The organism is Streptomyces sp. RKAG290 (genome assembly GCF_023701695.1).
Lineage (GTDB): Bacteria > Actinomycetota > Actinomycetes > Streptomycetales > Streptomycetaceae > Streptomyces.
The window spans coordinates 3,930,678-3,947,050 of sequence record NZ_JAJOZC010000001.1 but is presented as its reverse complement, the minus strand read 5'-3'; the positions used below and the strand labels follow the sequence as shown (position 1 = coordinate 3,947,050).

Genomic DNA, 16,373 nt, shown 5'->3' with positions numbered 1-16,373 from the left:
CGGCCCCCTCCAGCCCACCGACGTACTTCAGCAGAACGGACAGGTCCGACCATGACCGCACGGCCCGGCGCAGTGCCCGCGCGGCTGACCCCGGCCCAGGTCCGGATCCTCGGCAAGATCGCCAGCGGCATCGGCACTGCGGAGACCGCCCGGGCGCTGAGCATCGCCCAGGGCACGGTCAGCGTTCAGGTCTCCTCCATGAGCCGGAGACTCGGCGTGAGCGGCCGGGCCGCCCTCACGCACGTCGGGTACTGCAACGGGCAGCTCGACCGCCCCGAACCCGCCGAGTTCGACGGCACCTTCTCGGAGGCGGAGGCGTGCATCGTGCGTCTCGTCTCCAGCGGCGCATCCCTCCAAGAGATCGCCCACGCCTGCCAGTTGTCACGGGACGCGGCGAGGGAGCGGCTCCGCGCTCTCCGGCTCCGCATGGGCGCCTCCCACGACGCCCACCTGGTCACACTCGGGTGGCGGTACGGCCTGCTCGACGAATCGCACACCGGGAAGCCGTCTCACCCCTTCAGCGGAACGGGAGTTCATCGCTGACCTCCCGCCTGGGGAGGCACGCGGCAGCTGCGGCGGACACTGCCGGGGTACGGACGCGGGGCCGGGGCCGGCCGGACGGGCGGCGCCGGCCCCGCGTCCGTACGAGCGGCGGGAAGCAGCGGGCGAGCCCCGGTCGGAGGCTTCCACCGCGAGGCCCCGGTCAGGCGTTTCCCACCACGACGCCCGGTCAACAGCCGCTGACGACACTCGCCGCCTGCACTTCGAAGGCGGTGAGCGGTGTTCGCGCTCGTTCGAGTTTCCCCAGGTCAGGGACTTACTGCTCCGGAGCGGCGGCCAAAGGTGTGAAGGCTGCCGTGAGCGGGCATTCAGGCTGTCTGCGACTGCCCCGAGCGGCACGTCCGATCACAGCAGGTGGGGGAAACGCGCATGAACAGCACGACGATCGCCGTGGCACCGAGGCATTCCGCACCGACCGTGGTGCGCGGCACCGGCGCCGACAGCATCCACCAGGCCCGCGAGTCAGCCCGCGCCTTCACCGACAGCCTCACTCCGGCCCCGGACCCGGCCTCGGCGGACGCGCTCATCCTGGTGGTCTCCGAACTCGCCACCAACGCCGTACGCCACGGCGGCGGCCGCTACACCCTCACCCTGTCCGCCGACCCCGTCACGATGACCGCCGCGGTCAGCGACCCCAGCCCGGCGCCGCCACGCGAGCGGGCACCCGACCTCAACTACGGCACCGGCGGCTTCGGCTGGCACATGGTCCGCCGCCTCACCAGCGAACTGACCATCACCCCCGGGCCCGCTTCCGGCAAGACCATCCACGCCCGACTCACCCGGTAGCGCCCGGCGAGGGCCGCCGTCCCGGCCTCCTGCGGACAGGGCTCCGCCGAGGTCATCACCGGAGCCCCTTGCCGCCCGGCCCCTGCCCCACCCGGAGGGCGGCCCCCGCACGGTCCCGCCCGGAAGCGGTCATGCGGCCTGGATGAGCTCCGGACGGCCGAAGAGCAGCGCGTATCCGGACGGGAGCTGGGCGAGGATGCGGTCCAGCAGGCCGGGGCCGGCCAGGTGGCCGACGGCGGCGAGGACGGCCCCGGTGTCCCAGCGGGTGGTCGCGGGCGTGCCGCCGGTGCGGGCGGCCAGGTCCTTGACGAAACCCCAGCCCGTGAGGGGCCGGCTGTCGGGGGTCCGGCTGGTGAGGACAAGGGCGGCCTCGGCGGGAAGGCAGGCGGCGAGGTCGACGCGTACGTCGCCGGTGAGCTGACGGCCCAAGGCCTCCAGCACGGCGCGCGCGACGTCCTCGGCGCGCTCCCGGGTGGGATATGCGCCCTCGTAGCGGATTCTTTCCAGCATCTGGTGAAACGTCATGTCCGTCCGGGCAGCGGCCGGTGCGCGCAGCGGAGACATCGCGAGTGATCGCCTTTCTCGTACGAGGGCGTGTGTGCTGGCAGGAGAAGTACTGACATGGGCATCGGCCGCCTCGGTCGATGCCGGCGAGGCTGTCGCGCTTCCCGGGCCCCAGGCGCGCTCGGGCCCTTCCGCGGATCAGGCCGAAGAGGCCGGATCAGGCCGGATCAGGGAGCGGTGCTTTCGCGGGCCGAAGAGGGCGTCGTGGCCCGGGACTGGTGCAGGGCGCGGCAGACGGGTGCTGCGCGAGGTGCGCAGAGCGGAGGACGGGATCGGACGGGGCGAGGGATCGATGCCCGTCCTCCGATGTCGGCGCGGCCGGGAAGCCGGCTCCTCAGCCGCTGATTTCCCTGTGCTCGGACTGTCCGCCGATCGAGATCTTGCGGGGCTTGGCGCGCTCGGCGATCGGGATGCGCAGGGTCAGCACCCCTGCGTCGTAGTCGGCTGTGATGCGCTCGGTGTCCAGGGTGTCGGCCAGCACCAGCTGGCGGGAGAAGACGCCCAGGGGCCGCTCGGAGAGCTCCATCTGCACATCGTCCGCCCTCGCCGCCGGGCGCCGCTCGGCCCTGACGGTGAGCATGTTCCGCTCGACATCGACATCGATCGCGTCCTTGGCGACGCCCGGCAGGTCGAGGGCGATCACGTACTCCTCGCCCTCCCGGTAGGCGTCCATCGGCATCGCCGAGGGCCTGGACCAGGTACCTGTCGCACCCGTCAGCTGCTGGGCGAGCCGGTCGAGTTCGCGGAACGGGTCAGTGCGCATCAACATCGCGAAAACACCTCCAAAGGTCTGGCAGAAACTGCCAATGCGCTTCGTGTGCCACCGTTGTAGCATGTCATCCAAACGATGACAAGTACTGCGTCATCCAGTGGATGACAGCGCGAGAAGAGGTCCAGTGAACGCATCCCATCCCCCCAGCGACCCCACCTCCTCCTTCTCCGCCGCCGTGGCAGCGCTGAAAACGATCGACGAAGCCGTCCGCACCGCCCAGGGCACCCGGGCGCAACACGAAGAGGGCGGTCAGGCCAGTTCGGAGGAGGCCTTGGCCGCCCTCCTCATGCTGCGCGAACTGCGCGAGCAGCTGGCCGGCTGGGAGCCCGGACTCATCGAAGCGGCCCGCGCCGCCGGCACCAGCTGGGCCGACCTCGCCCACCCCCTGGGCGTCACCAGCCGCCAGGCGGCAGAACGGCGCTATCTGCGGGTTCGGCCCGGCGCGCCCGGCACCACCGGGGAACAACGCGTACAGGCCACCCGCAACAGCCGCGCCGCGGACCGCACCATCAACACCTGGGCCCGGGCAAACGCCGCCGACCTGCGACAGCTCGCGGGCCAGATCACCGCACTCACCGACCTCCAGCCGCCTGCCCACACACCCCAGGCAAACCTCGCCGACGCCCTCGCCGACAACGACGCCGCCAACCTCATCAACCCGCTCGCCGACACGCATACACACCTCACGGCCGGCCACCCCGACCTCGCGGACCGCGTGGACGCCATCACCCACAACGCCGACCGGCTCCGCCGGGCCGGCAGCAGCGACAACCACTGAACCGGGGCGGTGCGCCTCGCACCCCTCCGACGGCTGAGGCCGACTGTCTCACCGGGAGACACACCGAAATCTGTGCTGTCGAGAGTAGACATTGAGTCGTGGCCTGGCTATGGTTTCTCTCGTAGCCAGAGAGAACAGCAGGGCCTGGCAGGCATGAACTGCCGGGCGGCGGTACAAGCGGTTGCAGTTCGCAGGACGGTGCGGTGGTGGAGTTCCGAAGCCGGGGTTGTTGCTGGATGGCGACGGGGCTGACGACCGGACCGGGTGGCCCGCAGTGATCAGGGGCCGCCGTGAGCAGTTCGCAGTACCAGCAGTACGCAGTTCCCGTTCAGCAAGTAGTTCGTCCAGAGGGAAAGAACGGAGGACTTGAGCGCCATCAGGATCGCCCGGGCGGAAATCGATGGGCCCGGGTACCGCAGGACATCGATAGTGAGGTGGTCTCCGGTCAAGCAATCGCGATCCCCGCGTCCCCGACAGAGTTCAGGTCGGGTCTGCGGAAACAGAAGGCCGGCGCAGTTCCGAGGCCGGCAGATGGTGTAGCAGTTCCTTCGGGGCCCTGGTGCCATCGGCACCAGGGCCCCTCCACGCCGTGCCGCCCGGCAGTTCCCTCCGGCGCCGGAGCGAACGAATGTGGGGCCGCCGGCAGCCGCTCGCGGTCGAGCACTCGTCGGCTCCGCGCGTCCCTGGCCGGTTGATGCACTGGGCACCGCGGTCCGACGAACGCCACCGACAGAGCGAGGCGGGACGCAACGGTACGTACCGCGCACCGCAGTGGTCGTGCCCTGCGAACCCCGAACACACCGGCCTCCGGAAACGTTGCGCTCCGAAATGGCCAATAGTTATGACCGCGGCATGAGGGTTTAAGGGGTCACACCGGAAGTGTTCTTATCCCAACGAACAGAATAGCGATATTTAACGCACCGAGCACCCCATGGCATGCTACTGTCGCTTGAAGTTGCAGTTGTGGTTCCCAAACGTCAAGCGCCTCCTACGGTATATGAAGCCGCCGGAAGCGCTTTTGCATTTCCGGTCACCTTCCGGTCGGGGCATCATCGCGGCGACCCGGTATCCGTACATTACGGCCCGGCACACCGCCCTAAGGAGATACGGCATGGCATCCGGCACCGTGAAGTGGTTCAACGCAGCCAAGGGTTTCGGCTTCATCGAGCAGGACGGTGGCGGCGCCGACGTGTTCGCCCACTTCTCGAACATCGCCGCCCAGGACTCCCATGAGCTGCTCGAAGGCCAGAAGGTCACCTTCGACATCGCGGCGAGCCAGAAAGGCCCGACGGCCGAGAACATCGCTCCTTCCTGACGTTTACCCGTGCGCTCTGACTCCGTATAACGTCACCCACGCCACCCTGGCTATCTGCTTCCACGTCGAATTCAATTCACCATTATGCCGGCTTCGGCATTTTATCTCGGCCCGTTCCTGTGGTTCCCCACGCTTCCCTCCATTGCGGGAACTCCTTGATACGTGGCGTATCAGGGAAGGTTCTGAATGAACGCAACACCTAAAGGCGACCGTGATTCACACACCGGGAGCCGGACCGGCGGCGCCGCTTTCGGTTCCGGCGCCGATTCCGGCAGCCGCGTCGGCCCGCCAGCCCCGGGCGAGGAGAAACTGCCGGGCGTTGACATCAGTCGCAGGAACAACGTCACCGTCACCGGCCGTGAGGACGGGCCGACTCTCCTGCTGGCGCACGGATTCGGCTGCGACCAGAACATGTGGCGCCTCGTGGTCCCCATGCTGGTCAAGGACTTCCGGCTGGTGCTCTTCGACTACGTGGGCTCCGGCCGCTCGGACCCTTCGGCCTGGAGTGAGCAGCGCTACAGCTCGCTGGAGGGCTACGCCCGCGATGTGCTGGACGTCTGCGAGGAGCTGGACCTGCGGGAGGTCACCTTCGTGGGGCATTCGGTCAGCGCCATGGTCGGGGTGCTCGCAGCGGCCGAGGCACCACAGCGGTTCTCCCGCCTGGCGATGGTGGCTCCGTCACCCCGTTACATCGACGAGGACGGCTACCGGGGCGGGTTCAGCGCGGACGATATCGATGAGCTGTTGGAATCGCTGGAGTCGAACTACCTGGGCTGGTCCGCGGCGATGGCTCCAGTGATCATGGGTAACGCGGACCGGCCGGAACTCGGCCAGGAGCTGACCGCCTCGTTCTGCGCGACCGACCCCGGCATGGCCCGGGTCTTCGCCCGCACGACGTTCTTGTCCGACAGCCGCGAAGACCTCCGGACGGTGGTGGTGCCGACGCTGGTCCTGGAATGCGAGCAGGACGCGATCGCCCCCCGGGAGGTCGGCGCCTACATCCATGAAGCGATCCCCGGCAGCCGCCTGGTCACACTGGACGCGACGGGGCACTGCCCGCAGCTGAGCGCCCCGCAGGCCACCGCCGAGGCGATCACCGGCTTCATCGACGTGGCCGGATGACCGGCCCCACCGAGCAGGAGCCGGGCAGGACGCAGAGGCGCGTGGACGCCACCGACGTGGCCTTCTCCGCTCTGCTGGAGGACAGCGCAGAGGAGCTGTACGAGCAGGCTCCGTGCGGCTACCTGTCGACGCTGATGGACGGCACCATCGCGAAGATCAACACCACCCTGCTGGAGTGGCTGGGCCTCTCCGGGCGGCAGGTGGTGGGACGGATGCGTTTTCCCGATCTGCTCACGGTGGGCGGCAAGCTCTACTACGAGACGCACTTGGCCCCACTCCTGCAGATGCACGGCGAGGCCGGCGGTATCGCCCTGGACATCAAAGCCGCCGCCGGGCAGCGGATGCCGGTGCTTGTCACCTCGAAGGTGAAGACCAGCGATGGCGGAGAGCCGATGCTCGTCCGCACCACGATCTTCGACGCCCGCGACCGCCGCGCCTACGAGACCGAGCTGCTGCGCGGACGTCAGGCGGCTGAAGATGCGCACCGCCGGGCAGAGGCCGACCGCGAGCGCCTCCAGGAAGCTCTCGCCGTTCTCCAGCAGAGCCTGCTGCCCGCCCAACTCCCCGCAGTTCCCGGCCTGGAAGCCGGCTCCCACTACCACATCGCCTCTCCGGACCTGCTCGGCGGAGACTTCTACGACCTCTTCCCCTCGGTGCCGGCCGCTGGGCGTTCTTCCTCGGCGACGTGTGCGGCAAGGGCCCCCAAGCCGCCGCGGTCACCTCATTGACCCGCTACACACTGCGGGCGGCCGCCCTGCACGATGCAGACCCCGTCAAGGTGCTGACCACCCTGAACACGGTGCTGCACGAGCGGTACGCCAGTGGCGAGGCCCGCTACTGCACCGCCATATTCGGCGTCCTCCGTCCCGGCGGCGACCACGTCAGCGTGCACCTGGCCTCCGGCGGCCACCCCGCCGCGCTGATCCAGCGCGCCGACGGCAGCGCCGACTTCCTGCCCACCCCCGGCGGCATGCTCATCGGCGCGCTGCCCCATGCACAGTTCACGCCCGCCCACGCCCAACTGTCCGCAGGTGACACCCTGCTGCTCTACACCGACGGCCTCACGGAGGCCCGCACCGGCCCCACTCGCGAGCTCTACGGGGACGACGCCCTGCGCACCTTCACCGCCGCCCAGCCGCCGGCTGGACCACAAGCCCTGATCACCGCGCTGACCGCACTGCTCACCAGCTTCGGCGACGGACTCGACGACGACACCGCGCTCCTCGCCCTCGGGATGCCCGCCCCGCTCGCCACCCCCGTCGGTGAAGACCGGACATGAGCCCGCTGACGATCAATGCCCGAGACGCCGCGACCGGGCCCGTACTGGAGATCACGGGTGTCCTCGACCACAGGACCGCACCCGGGCTCCGCCGGGCTGTGGACCGCCTCACCCTGGTTGCCGGGCAACTACTGGTGCTGGATCTGACCGGCCTGACATTCTGCGACTCCAGCGGCATCTCCGCCCTGCTGGCAGCCCACAACCTGGCCAGGGAACAGAACGCCGACACAGCCCTGGCCGCAGTCCCCACCGACGTCACCCGGATCCTGCGCATCGTCGGCCTGGACCGGATCTTCACCGTCCACCCCGACGCGGCATCAGCCACCAACCACAGCTGACCCGCGCAGCTCCGAGCCGCGACGCCCGCTCCGCTCCACCTGGGGCACGAGCGGATCACCACACCTCCCGCGGCGTCGAACCCCTGCTACACCACGTACCTCAAGCAGCAGAAGACGCCCGAGGGGCGACGGCACTGGCGCTGTTGAGGATTTCAGTGGCATCCGTGAGGCGGCCACGGCCAGGACGGCGGTACCGGCGATGGCTGACGCGACGAAACGAGGCGTGGGCATGCGGCTGCATGCAGTGCTCTCTCGGCGTTCTTGGCCTTTGCTAGTGCGCAGAACGAACCTATGCGGGCGCAGAGTTGGCCGGAAATGACCCCTGCGGCAATACCCTTGAGGGATCCCGCGTTTTCTAGCGTGCCCCTGTCACTACCGGCAGGTAGGTTGGGTCATGATCGCCGCCGCACCCAGGGCACGGGGCTCTGCTGGGAACAGCGGGATCAGGAGGGACCCGCCATGACCAAGCGGTCCGATGCGGCAGATGCAGCGTGTGCCTACCGACGTACAGGGATTGCCCCGGTGCGTGATACGGGAAGGCTCAAGGAGCTGACGGGCCGGGAGAGGGAAGTACTTCTCCTGTTGGGTACGGGGCTGGGGAACCGTCAGTTGGCGCGGGTGCTGGGTATCGCCGAGCGCACAGTGAAGGCGCATATTGCGCGAATAGTGGAGAAGCTGGGGCAGGAGACTCGACTACAGGCTGCGGTGTTGTCCGTACTCTCCCACGACGTGCTGTGTGTTGATCCGCACTGCCCCTGCCGGCATTCCACGCTGCCTGCGGATCAGTGGACGCCATCTGCCGCGTGAGCGACGGCAGCCGTCCGCCCACTGGCTGAGACAGGCCGGGCGATCGACAAGGCACCCCTGCGAGGACACTTCCCTGTCGGAGACACCTGACTCCTGGATGCCGTGGCGAGGGGCGAGTTCGAGGCGATTCCGCCCCTCGCCGCACCCCTGGAGGACCTCTGGATGCCGAGGTCATTGTTAGTTGCACACGGGAATTGACGGTGTGTGAAAACTGAGGGACCAGCGTCCTGGCTGTGATCCGTCCCACACGGGCCGGTGCCCGGCCTCGGGACGGCCGCGGGATCGCCGGTCGCACGCAGGAGAGCGGGCGGACACGACCCCTCCCCAAGGGGCAATGCCTTATTGGTCACCTCCCTGTTGGACGTCGCGAAGATCATGCATTCGCGTCTACGTTCGAGCCTCGGGCCGCCGGACAGGCAGCCCAATAACAGGGGAACCTTATGAAGATGCGCATGATGTCGAAGGTTGCGGGGACGACGGCCCTGGCGGCAGCGGTCACCTTGGGGATATCCGGTGACGCCTTCGCGTGGCAGAGCACATGGAAGACCACGGGGAAGACCCAGACCACCAAGGCGCACAGCGTGAAGAAGGGCAAGCACTTCTTGCACTTCGGGATCTACGGCAACGGCCGGACCGCCTTCACGGCGAAGGCATACAAGCGCGCCAAGGGTAAGGACCCACTGATCCAGACGATCAAGGGCAAGGACAACGGGACGTCATGGATGGCCGACTGGAAGAAGTACGGAAAGGGCGACTACTACGTCGTCTTCAACTACAAGGCCAAGAACAAGAAGGCGTTCGGCGGCATCCAGTAGGCGGTAGCTCCGCGGGACGTCCGCAGCCCCGCGTGCGCGGCGGGCCGCCCTAGCACTGCGCCCGTGTTTCACGAGGAATGCCGCCACCCGACTGCCGCCCCCGGCAACAGGGTTGGGATACTGAACGATCATGAAGACGATTTCTCGCGGGGCCTTGTGGACGACCATGACCGCTCTTGCCCTGACCGGGTGTTCCACCCCGGACACGCTCTCAACCGAGCAACCCCTCAAAGCGCAGCCGTTGTTCCGCAGCATTCCGGTCGCCGAACGCCCTGCTGCTCCCGACTTCTCGGGCAAGTCGCTTGACGGGAAAGCGACCCGGTTGCCCGACTACCGGGGCAAGGTCGTCATCGTCAACGCGTGGGCTTCCTGGTGCGGCCCCTGCCGCCTGGAATCTCCGGCGCTGGACCGCACTCAACGGAAGCTGAAGGACCAGGGGGTACAGATCCTGGGCATCAACACCGAGCAGAGCGTGGATAACGCCCTGGCGTTCCAACGTGACCACAAACTGTCCTACCCGAGCCTGCACGACCCGGCGGGAAAACAGTTTCTCAAGCTGCCCCACGGCGTGGTGAACGCACAGGCTCTGCCCTTCAGTTTGGTCATCGACCGCTCAGGAAAGGTCGCAGGGGCCGTCCGTGGCGCGGTGTCCGAGGAAGACCTGACCGGCATCATCGACCTGATGCTGAAGGAGAAGGAGCCTGCTTCATCAGAAAAGTAGCCGCTCCACGACAGCCGCCCCCTTGTCGCGTCGGCACTCAAGCTCGAGTACGGCCTTGGCGGTCTCCGCACGGGTCTTGCGGCCGCTTCGGCAGTGCTCAGACTTGCCGTCGTTCTTGACTCCGTCGGTGACATAGCCGTGCCGGCGCCGACGGCCGTCCTTGCCCTGGAGAACCGAAGAGGTGCCGTTCAGCTGTCGGTTTTGCCGTGTCTTCCCCCGCCAAGGCCAGCCGCGAAGTCGCCCGAGTTGAGTCACCGGGCCAGAAATTCGCTCACCGCCGCGGGGGTATTGCGGCGGAGACTGCCGATCTTGACGGACGAGATTTCGCCGGAGGCGACGTACTCGTACACCCTCGTCCGGCCGATGCCGGTGCGGCGGGCGGCTTCCTCGACCGTCAGGACGACGAGGGTGGTATCTCCGCAGGACGCGTTCGCTCCGCCATGAGCGCATGGAGCTCTTCTTCCGCGCCGCCGAGCAGGTGTGTCGCGGGCAGGGGGTTCTGGGGCAAGAGAGCGTCCTTCTCCGGCCCGCACGGTGCGGCAACCACTTATCCAGCTCCGCAGACACCACACCCCGACGCAATGGGTTCACGGCATCCCAGATTCCGCCGGCCCCAACTGCCCTTTCCTCCCACCTGCAAGGCTCCCTTTTAGACGATAGGCACCCCCGCCACCCAAACTCTATGGTGAGGGGGCCCCGACCCAATTTGCCTCTACGGGGAGTCCGTTACTCGTAGAACGGTCGGACGCCACGTGGACCGCTACTTGTCCATGAATGGCTTCACCTAGTCCGGCAAGGGCCTGGCCATCACGTCCACCCAGTCCGGCAACAAGATCACCCTCCGACAGTCCCAGACGGAGATCTACGTCGCGGGCAAGTCGATGAGCACCAAGACCCAGTGCCGGGGCGCCCCCGAACTCGACAAGAAGCACTGAGGCACGTTCCGCACCCACCCAATGAACGGAGAACCACGTGCGTGTCAGCGCATCCGTGCCCCGCGTGGCGGCCCTCGCCGCCCTTCCCCTCGCACTTCTCGCCACCACCACGGTGGCCTCCCACGCCGACGACGCCCCCGGCCAGTCGGCACCCCTGAGCGCCCAGCAGCGCTCCGACCTCGCCGAACAGCACCTGAGCATCGGCCGCACCAGCGGCGGCCAGGCCGCCCTCGTCAACAACGCCCTGGCCGACCGCGGCGTGACCTCCACGGCCGCTCCGGGGTCCGTGACACTGTCCTGGAAGCCGTACACAGCCAACGCCCGCTACACCATCCTCCGCGACGAAACCCCCCTCACCACCTCCAAGCCGGGCCAGGCCACCTTCAAGGACACCACCGCCAGCGCCGGCACCTCCTACCAGTACCGGATCATCCCCCAGCTCAAGGGCGACACCTCCGCCGCCCGCACCTGGGGCCTCACCGTCGCCGTGCCCGAGGTCGACCACGGCAAGACCAAGGCGGCAGCCGTCCAGCGCACCGCCATCGCCCAGGCCGAGGCCGCCAAGGCGTCGGCCACCACCACCTTGACGTGGACGACGTTCATACCCCAGAAGTACATAGACCAGCCCATTCCCAAGGCGTGCAAGTACTGGGGCAAAAAGTACGTCTACGGCGGCGACAACCGCAGCTTCGACTGGAAGAGTTCCCGCTACCGCACCTCCGAGTCCGCCGTCATCACCTGGAAGAGCCGCAAGGTCAGTGGATACACCTCCGTCAAGGCGACCCACGTCTACAAGAAGTCCAACCACAAGCTGGTAGCCAAGAAGACCGCCAGCGCCAAGGACATGCAGGTCAAGAAGCTCGGCGCCGGCTCCGGATACGCCGACATCCGGATGGTCACCCACTCCACCAACCCGTTTTGCGGCGGCATCGCCAAGGTCAAGGGAGCCATCGACGGCGCCCTGACGTTCCACATCACCCGCGGAGGCTGGGAAATCCGCTCCGGCAACCACCGGAAAATGCCCAACCACGAGATCTACATCTACAACGGCGGACACGTCACCTGGGTCCACAAGAGTAAGTACGCTTCCCCGCTGTGCCTCGTCGGCGCCGCCACCTGCGAACTGACGAACCTCACCGGCTACTACGGCAAGTACAAGTAGCAGCCAAGCATGAGGAAGGCCCCCGGCGCACGGCGAATTCCAAGGGCCGTTGCCACACAGGTGATCAACTGGCTGTGGCCAGGAGCTTAGCGAGGCGCTCGGCTGGGGTTTCCCAGCCGGGCGTTCTGCGTGCGCGGCCGTTGACGTCCGCCGGGCGGTCGCCAGGTCGTGGAGGGTGTGGGCTGCCAGGTCGGCGCCCTTGGGGATGCTGCCCGCAAGCCGTTCGTGTTCTCGTGCTGCCAGGGGCTGGCTGCGTGATCTTCTTCAAGAGCGCGGCCTAGGCGAAGACCTTCTTCCAGGCCATCCCGCCGAAGACGAACACGAAGAACACGTAGCCGGTGTACAGGGCCCAGATCAACAGCATCCCGCCCCACTCGCCCCACGTAGCGGCCACCGCCATCACGGTGAACAGCGCCAGAAGAGCAAACGCCAGACCGGCTCCCGGCCAGAATTCGGAGCGGAGACCGTCATAGCGTCGGAAGGCCGCCACCACGCCGACGACCTCACCTACCAGCAGCAGCGGCACGAGTGCCAGCCGGGTGCCGAACGTCAAGAACAGCCCGTCCGGCTCCTGCGAGAACCCCCACAGCATGGTCGTCCCCGTAGCGAGCAGCCACGGCACCACGGCCACCCAGATGACCAGCGGAAGCACCACACGCCTGACCGGCACCACAGCAGACCCCCGAACAGTATCGATCACGAAACCCACAGTACCCTCGGCCCCGGCTCCCCCCGCCCCGGGCCCACCCCGCCCCAACGCAAGGGGCCCGGGCGCAACTTCGACGCCGTTGGTCAATGCCGAATGGGCTGTCGGCGTCGGCATCAGGAAGGTCCAATCGGGCGTTGCCCCCCGGATGTCGGACAGACGAGACACTGGATCCTGGTGATCCGAGAACGGACATCTCGTGGTCATGAAGAACTATCCGCCGGAGTTCAAAGGGGACGTGTTCGCGCTGTACGATTCGCGGCCCGAAGCGGCGATCAGGTCGGCAGCCGCTGATTTCTCCATGACCACATGGCGCAGCTACACGAGATGCGAGCCACAGCTGCCGAGCTGCCGCGGAGTAAGACGTCGCCTTCTCGCGGCCGGACGGACGCTTGCTCGACCCACGCGCCGACTACGAGGAGTTCAAAGAGTTGCTCGTAGAAGCTGGGATCGACGACGGCCGGCACCACACTCGCGGGGTCCGCGCCCGGCGTCGCCGGCGCATCCAGGAAAAGCAAAAGCCCCAGGTCACGGCGAGTGAGTCCTGAGGCTTCTACAGAGCCGCCTTCGGGATTCGAACCCGAGACCTACGCATTACGAGTGCGTTGCTCTGGCCAACTGAGCTAAGGCGGCACGCCCTGTCGCACCATGATGCGATCAGCAGCGACGCCAAGTCTACACAGTTTCCGAGGGTGCTCCGCACCAGCCCGCTGCAGCGGCGTAGTCGCAGGTCAGGCCACGGATCGGTGAGCTCAGGAGCACTTCTTGCCGTCGCTCGGCGGGGTGCCCTCCAGGAGGTAGGTGTTGATCGCCGTGTCGATGCAGTCGCTGCCGCGGCCGTACGCCGTGTGGCCGTCGCCCTGGTAGGTGAGGAGGGTGCCGGAGGAGAGCTGGCCGGCCAGCGACTTCGCCCACTTGTACGGGGTGGCCGGGTCCCGGGTGGTGCCGACCACCACGATCGGGGCCGCGCCCTCGGCCTTGATGCGGTGCGGGGTGCCGGTGGCGCGGACCGGCCAGTAGGCGCAGTTCAGGGAGGCCCAGGCGAAGCCCTTGCCGAAGACCGGGGAGGCCTTCTCGAACGTGGGGAGGGCCTGGGTGACCGCCTTGGAGGTCTTGAAGGCGGGCGGGAGGTCGAGGCAGTTCACGGCCGCGTTGGCGTACATGAGGTTCGCGTACGTGCCGTTCGGCTCGCGCTCGTAGTAGCTGTCCGCCAGCGAGAGCAGACCGGAGCCGTCGCCCGCCTCGGCTGCGGTGAGCGCCTCGCGGAGCTGGGGCCAGGCCTCCTCGTCGTACATGGCGGCGATGACACCCGTGGTGGCGAGGGACTCGCCGAGCTTGCGGGACTCGCCGGTGGCGATGGGCTTGGCGTCGAGGTCGCTGAACAGCTTCTTCAGCTGGGTGGCCGCGTCGGCGGCGGACGTCGTACCGAGCGGGCAGTCCGCCTTCTTCACGCAGTCTGCGGCGAAGGACTGGAACGCGGTCTCGAACCCCGCGGTCTGGTCGCGGTTCATCTCGACCGACGGGAGCGAGGGGTCCATCGCACCGTCGAGGACGAGCCGGCCGGCCCGGGCGGGGAAGAGTTCGGCGTACGTCGCGCCCAGGAAGGTGCCGTACGAGGCCCCGACGTAGTGCAGCTGATCGTCACCGAGCAGGGCACGGAGGATGTCCATGTCACGCGCCGTCTCGACAGTGGAGACGTGCGGCAGGACCTCCCCGGAGCGCTGCTCGCAGCCCGAGGCGAACTTCTTGTACGCGCCGCTGAGCTTGGTGACCTCCACGGCGTCGTCCGGCGTCTGGTCGACCTGGGTGTACGCGTCCATCTGCGAGCCGGTGAGGCATTCGACGGGTTCGCTGCGTGCCACCCCGCGCGGATCGATGGCGACCATGTCGTAGCGGGCCCGCACCTGGGCGGGGTAGCCGATGGCGGCGTAGCCCTGGAGATAGCCGATGGCCGACCCGCCGGGCCCGCCCGGATTCACCAGGAGCGAGCCGATCTTCTTGCCCGGCCCGGTGGCCTTCTTCCGGGAGACCGCCAGCTTGATCTCGGCGCCGTCCGGCTTCGCGTAGTCGAGCGGCGCCTTCATCGTGCTGCACTGGAATCCGGTGACACCGCAGTCCCGCCAGCTGAGGCGCTGTGAGTAGAACTTCTTCAGTGCCGCGGGCACGGGGGAAGCGGAGGCGGTCTGCGCGGAGGACGAGGCGCTCGTCGTCGAACTCCCGTTACTACAACCGGAGATGAGGAGGCCGGCAGTGCCGAGCGCGATGGCGAGGGTACGGAGCGGGCGCCTGGTGTCCATTCCCGGAGCGTAGCCGCCGTGTGACGACTCGTCCGATTCCCTGCTCATTCGGGTGAATCCGTGGCGCCTGGGCCCTTGACCGGCGAATCGGCGGGCGGCGGGTGGTGACCGACAGGCCGGCGGCCGACGTCGGACGCGTTACGTCAGCCCGACCACAGCGCCATCGTCATGGCCTCCACCGCGAGCAGCGGGGCGACGTTGCGGTCCAGCGCCCGGCGGCAGGCGATCACCGCCTCGATCCGGCGCAGGGTGCGCTCGGGTGTGGACGAGCGGACGACGCGGTCGAGGGAGTCCTGGGCGTCCGCGTTGGCGATGGCGATCCGCGAGCCCAGCTGAAGCGCGAGCACATCGCGGTAGAAGCCGGTCAGCTCCGTGAGTGCCAGGTCGAGGCTGTCGCGCTGGGTGCGGGTCTTGCGACGCTTCTGCCTGTCCTCCAGCTCCTTCATCACCCCGGCCGTGCCCCGCGGCATCCTGCCGCCGGCGGACGCGCCCAGTGCGGCCTTCATGTCGTCCGTCTCCTTGACGTCCACGTCCTCGGAGACCTGCTTGGCGTCGTCCGTAGCGGTGTCGATCAGTTCCTGCGCGGCCTTGAGACAGCCGCCGATGTCCTCGACGCGCAGCGGCATTTTGAGGACGGCCGCGCGGCGGGAGCGGGCCCGCTCGTCCGTGGCGAGGCGGCGGGCCCTGCCGATGTGTCCCTGGGTGGCGCGGGCGGCGGCCGCGGCCCGCTCCGGGTCGATGCCGTCGCGCCGGATCAGGACGTCGGCGACCGCGTCGACCGACGGCGTGCGCAGGCTGAGGTGACGGCAGCGGGAACGGATCGTGGGCAGCACGTCTTCGAGTGAGGGCGCGCAGAGCAGCCACACGGTGCGGGGCGCGGGCTCCTCGACCGCCTTCAGCAGGACGTTGCCGGCCCCCTCGGTGAGGCGGTCGGCGTCCTCCATGACGATCACCTGCCAACGCCCGACGGCCGGGGAGAGCTGGGCACGGCGGACAAGCTCGCGGGTCTCCTTCACACCGATGGAGAGCAGGTCGGTGCGGATCACGTCGACATCGGCGTGCGTACCGATGAGGCTGGTGTGACAGCCGTCGCAGAAACCGCAGCCCGGCGCCCCGCCCATGGCACGGTCCGGGCTGGTGCACTGCAGAGCGGCGGCGAAGGCCCGGGCGGCGGTGGACCGTCCGGAGCCCGGCGGTCCGGTGAACAGCCAGGCGTGCGTCATCTTGGAGCCCGGAGGCACCGGCTCTCCCGTGGAGATGGCGGTGACCAGCGCGTCGGCGTCCCGGGCGGCGGCGCCGAGCTGCTCCTGCACCCGGTCCTGGCCGACCAGGTCGTCCCATACGGACATGGGTCTCCGCCCTTCCGGTGGTGTGCGGGTCGCGCTGCCCTCCCATGGGAGGGCAGCGCGACTCTC

Annotated in this window: 16 protein-coding genes, 1 tRNA gene and 2 pseudogenes; 11 read left to right on the top strand and 8 right to left on the bottom strand. The window is 68.3% G+C overall.

Translation table 11 applies throughout. The annotated features are described in order from the left end of the window. Positions 1-51: 51 nt before the first annotated feature. Together LNW71_RS17255 and LNW71_RS17250 are read left to right on the top strand one after the other, a co-directional pair. Positions 52-543 carry a helix-turn-helix transcriptional regulator gene (locus tag LNW71_RS17255; protein ID WP_250969044.1) on the top strand — a complete coding sequence of 164 codons (492 nt, stop codon included), beginning with the start codon at positions 52-54 and terminating at the stop codon, positions 541-543. A 387-nt stretch (positions 544-930) separates the two neighbouring features. Then, complete coding sequence (locus LNW71_RS17250; RefSeq protein WP_250969043.1) at positions 931-1,347, top strand: ATP-binding protein; 417 nt, start codon at positions 931-933, stop codon at positions 1,345-1,347. Positions 1,348-1,476: 129 nt separating this feature from the next. On the opposite strand, the gene LNW71_RS17245 is transcribed toward LNW71_RS17250, so the two are convergent. Both LNW71_RS17245 and LNW71_RS17240 read right to left on the bottom strand, forming a co-directional pair. Beyond that, positions 1,477-1,911 (bottom strand): DUF2267 domain-containing protein, encoded by a 435-nt coding sequence (locus LNW71_RS17245; RefSeq protein ID WP_250969042.1) that lies wholly within the window; start codon positions 1,909-1,911, stop codon positions 1,477-1,479. A gap of 334 nt (positions 1,912-2,245) precedes the next feature. Beyond that, complete coding sequence (locus LNW71_RS17240) at positions 2,246-2,680, bottom strand: Hsp20/alpha crystallin family protein (RefSeq protein ID WP_250969041.1); 435 nt, start codon at positions 2,678-2,680, stop codon at positions 2,246-2,248. 127 nt (positions 2,681-2,807) lie between these two features. On the opposite strand from LNW71_RS17240, the gene LNW71_RS17235 reads away from it, so the two are divergent. From LNW71_RS17235 to LNW71_RS17200, 8 genes and pseudogenes are all read left to right on the top strand, one after another. Continuing rightward, entirely contained in the window at positions 2,808-3,461 is a 654-nt protein-coding gene (locus LNW71_RS17235; protein WP_250969040.1) for a type III effector protein, read from the top strand. 1,111 nt (positions 3,462-4,572) lie between these two features. Then, positions 4,573-4,776, top strand: a complete 204-nt coding sequence (locus LNW71_RS17230) for a cold-shock protein (protein WP_250969039.1) — start codon at positions 4,573-4,575, stop codon at positions 4,774-4,776. Positions 4,777-4,962: 186 nt separating this feature from the next. Next, a complete protein-coding gene (locus LNW71_RS17225; protein ID WP_250969038.1) occupies positions 4,963-5,898 on the top strand; it encodes an alpha/beta fold hydrolase in 936 nt (311 codons plus the stop codon). Then, a pseudogene (locus tag LNW71_RS17220) lies at positions 5,895-7,177 on the top strand (PP2C family protein-serine/threonine phosphatase). The gene LNW71_RS17225 and the pseudogene LNW71_RS17220 overlap by 4 nt, the downstream one beginning before the upstream one ends. Beyond that, entirely contained in the window at positions 7,174-7,515 is a 342-nt protein-coding gene (locus LNW71_RS17215) for an STAS domain-containing protein (RefSeq protein WP_250969037.1), read from the top strand. Before LNW71_RS17220 ends, LNW71_RS17215 begins: the two are co-directional and overlap by 4 nt. A gap of 459 nt (positions 7,516-7,974) precedes the next feature. Further along, a complete protein-coding gene (locus LNW71_RS17210) occupies positions 7,975-8,322 on the top strand; it encodes a helix-turn-helix transcriptional regulator (protein WP_250969036.1) in 348 nt (115 codons plus the stop codon). Between the two features lie 452 nt (positions 8,323-8,774). Further along, positions 8,775-9,137 carry a hypothetical protein gene (locus LNW71_RS17205; protein WP_250969035.1) on the top strand — a complete coding sequence of 121 codons (363 nt, stop codon included), beginning with the start codon at positions 8,775-8,777 and terminating at the stop codon, positions 9,135-9,137. A 130-nt stretch (positions 9,138-9,267) separates the two neighbouring features. Further along, entirely contained in the window at positions 9,268-9,858 is a 591-nt protein-coding gene (locus LNW71_RS17200; RefSeq protein WP_250969034.1) for a TlpA disulfide reductase family protein, read from the top strand. A gap of 251 nt (positions 9,859-10,109) precedes the next feature. Here LNW71_RS17200 and LNW71_RS17195 read toward each other — a convergent pair whose 3' ends face one another. Further along, a complete protein-coding gene (locus tag LNW71_RS17195) occupies positions 10,110-10,208 on the bottom strand; it encodes a hypothetical protein (RefSeq protein ID WP_250969033.1) in 99 nt (32 codons plus the stop codon). A gap of 622 nt (positions 10,209-10,830) precedes the next feature. Here LNW71_RS17195 and LNW71_RS17190 point away from each other — a divergent pair. Continuing rightward, positions 10,831-11,955, top strand: coding sequence for a hypothetical protein (locus tag LNW71_RS17190; RefSeq protein ID WP_250969032.1), 1,125 nt, complete (start codon positions 10,831-10,833; stop codon positions 11,953-11,955). Between the two features lie 64 nt (positions 11,956-12,019). Here the strand turns inward: LNW71_RS17190 and LNW71_RS36970 are convergent. From LNW71_RS36970 to LNW71_RS17170, 5 genes and pseudogenes are all read right to left on the bottom strand, one after another. After that, positions 12,020-12,206: pseudogene (locus LNW71_RS36970) on the bottom strand (IS30 family transposase); the annotation flags it as partial. A 26-nt stretch (positions 12,207-12,232) separates the two neighbouring features. After that, complete coding sequence (locus tag LNW71_RS17185) at positions 12,233-12,655, bottom strand: hypothetical protein (protein WP_250969031.1); 423 nt, start codon at positions 12,653-12,655, stop codon at positions 12,233-12,235. Positions 12,656-13,220: 565 nt separating this feature from the next. Beyond that, positions 13,221-13,294 (bottom strand) — tRNA-Thr (locus tag LNW71_RS17180). A 119-nt stretch (positions 13,295-13,413) separates the two neighbouring features. Beyond that, a complete protein-coding gene (locus LNW71_RS17175) occupies positions 13,414-14,958 on the bottom strand; it encodes an alpha/beta hydrolase (RefSeq protein WP_250969030.1) in 1,545 nt (514 codons plus the stop codon). Positions 14,959-15,101: 143 nt separating this feature from the next. Next, the gene (locus LNW71_RS17170) at positions 15,102-16,307 is read right to left on the bottom strand and encodes a DNA polymerase III subunit delta' (protein ID WP_250969029.1); all 1,206 of its coding nucleotides are present in this window, start codon (positions 16,305-16,307) and stop codon (positions 15,102-15,104) included. Positions 16,308-16,373: the final 66 nt, after the last annotated feature.

Bases quoted from the DNA above. Each gene is read 5' to 3' on its own strand.
- LNW71_RS17205 (WP_250969035.1), top strand. From the start codon at position 8,775: ATGATGTCGAAGGTTGCGGGGACGACGGCCCTGGCGGCAGCGGTCACC.
- LNW71_RS17255 (WP_250969044.1), top strand. From the start codon at position 52: ATGACCGCACGGCCCGGCGCAGTGCCCGCGCGGCTGACCCCGGCCCAG.
- LNW71_RS17240 (WP_250969041.1), bottom strand. From the start codon at position 2,680: ATGTTGATGCGCACTGACCCGTTCCGCGAACTCGACCGGCTCGCCCAG.
- LNW71_RS17245 (WP_250969042.1), bottom strand. From the start codon at position 1,911: ATGTCTCCGCTGCGCGCACCGGCCGCTGCCCGGACGGACATGACGTTT.
- LNW71_RS17210 (WP_250969036.1), top strand. From the start codon at position 7,975: ATGACCAAGCGGTCCGATGCGGCAGATGCAGCGTGTGCCTACCGACGT.
- LNW71_RS17200 (WP_250969034.1), top strand. From the start codon at position 9,268: ATGAAGACGATTTCTCGCGGGGCCTTGTGGACGACCATGACCGCTCTT.
- LNW71_RS17175 (WP_250969030.1), bottom strand. From the start codon at position 14,958: ATGGACACCAGGCGCCCGCTCCGTACCCTCGCCATCGCGCTCGGCACT.
- LNW71_RS17170 (WP_250969029.1), bottom strand. From the start codon at position 16,307: ATGTCCGTATGGGACGACCTGGTCGGCCAGGACCGGGTGCAGGAGCAG.
- LNW71_RS17230 (WP_250969039.1), top strand. From the start codon at position 4,573: ATGGCATCCGGCACCGTGAAGTGGTTCAACGCAGCCAAGGGTTTCGGC.
- LNW71_RS17225 (WP_250969038.1), top strand. From the start codon at position 4,963: ATGAACGCAACACCTAAAGGCGACCGTGATTCACACACCGGGAGCCGG.
- LNW71_RS17215 (WP_250969037.1), top strand. From the start codon at position 7,174: ATGAGCCCGCTGACGATCAATGCCCGAGACGCCGCGACCGGGCCCGTA.
- LNW71_RS17250 (WP_250969043.1), top strand. From the start codon at position 931: ATGAACAGCACGACGATCGCCGTGGCACCGAGGCATTCCGCACCGACC.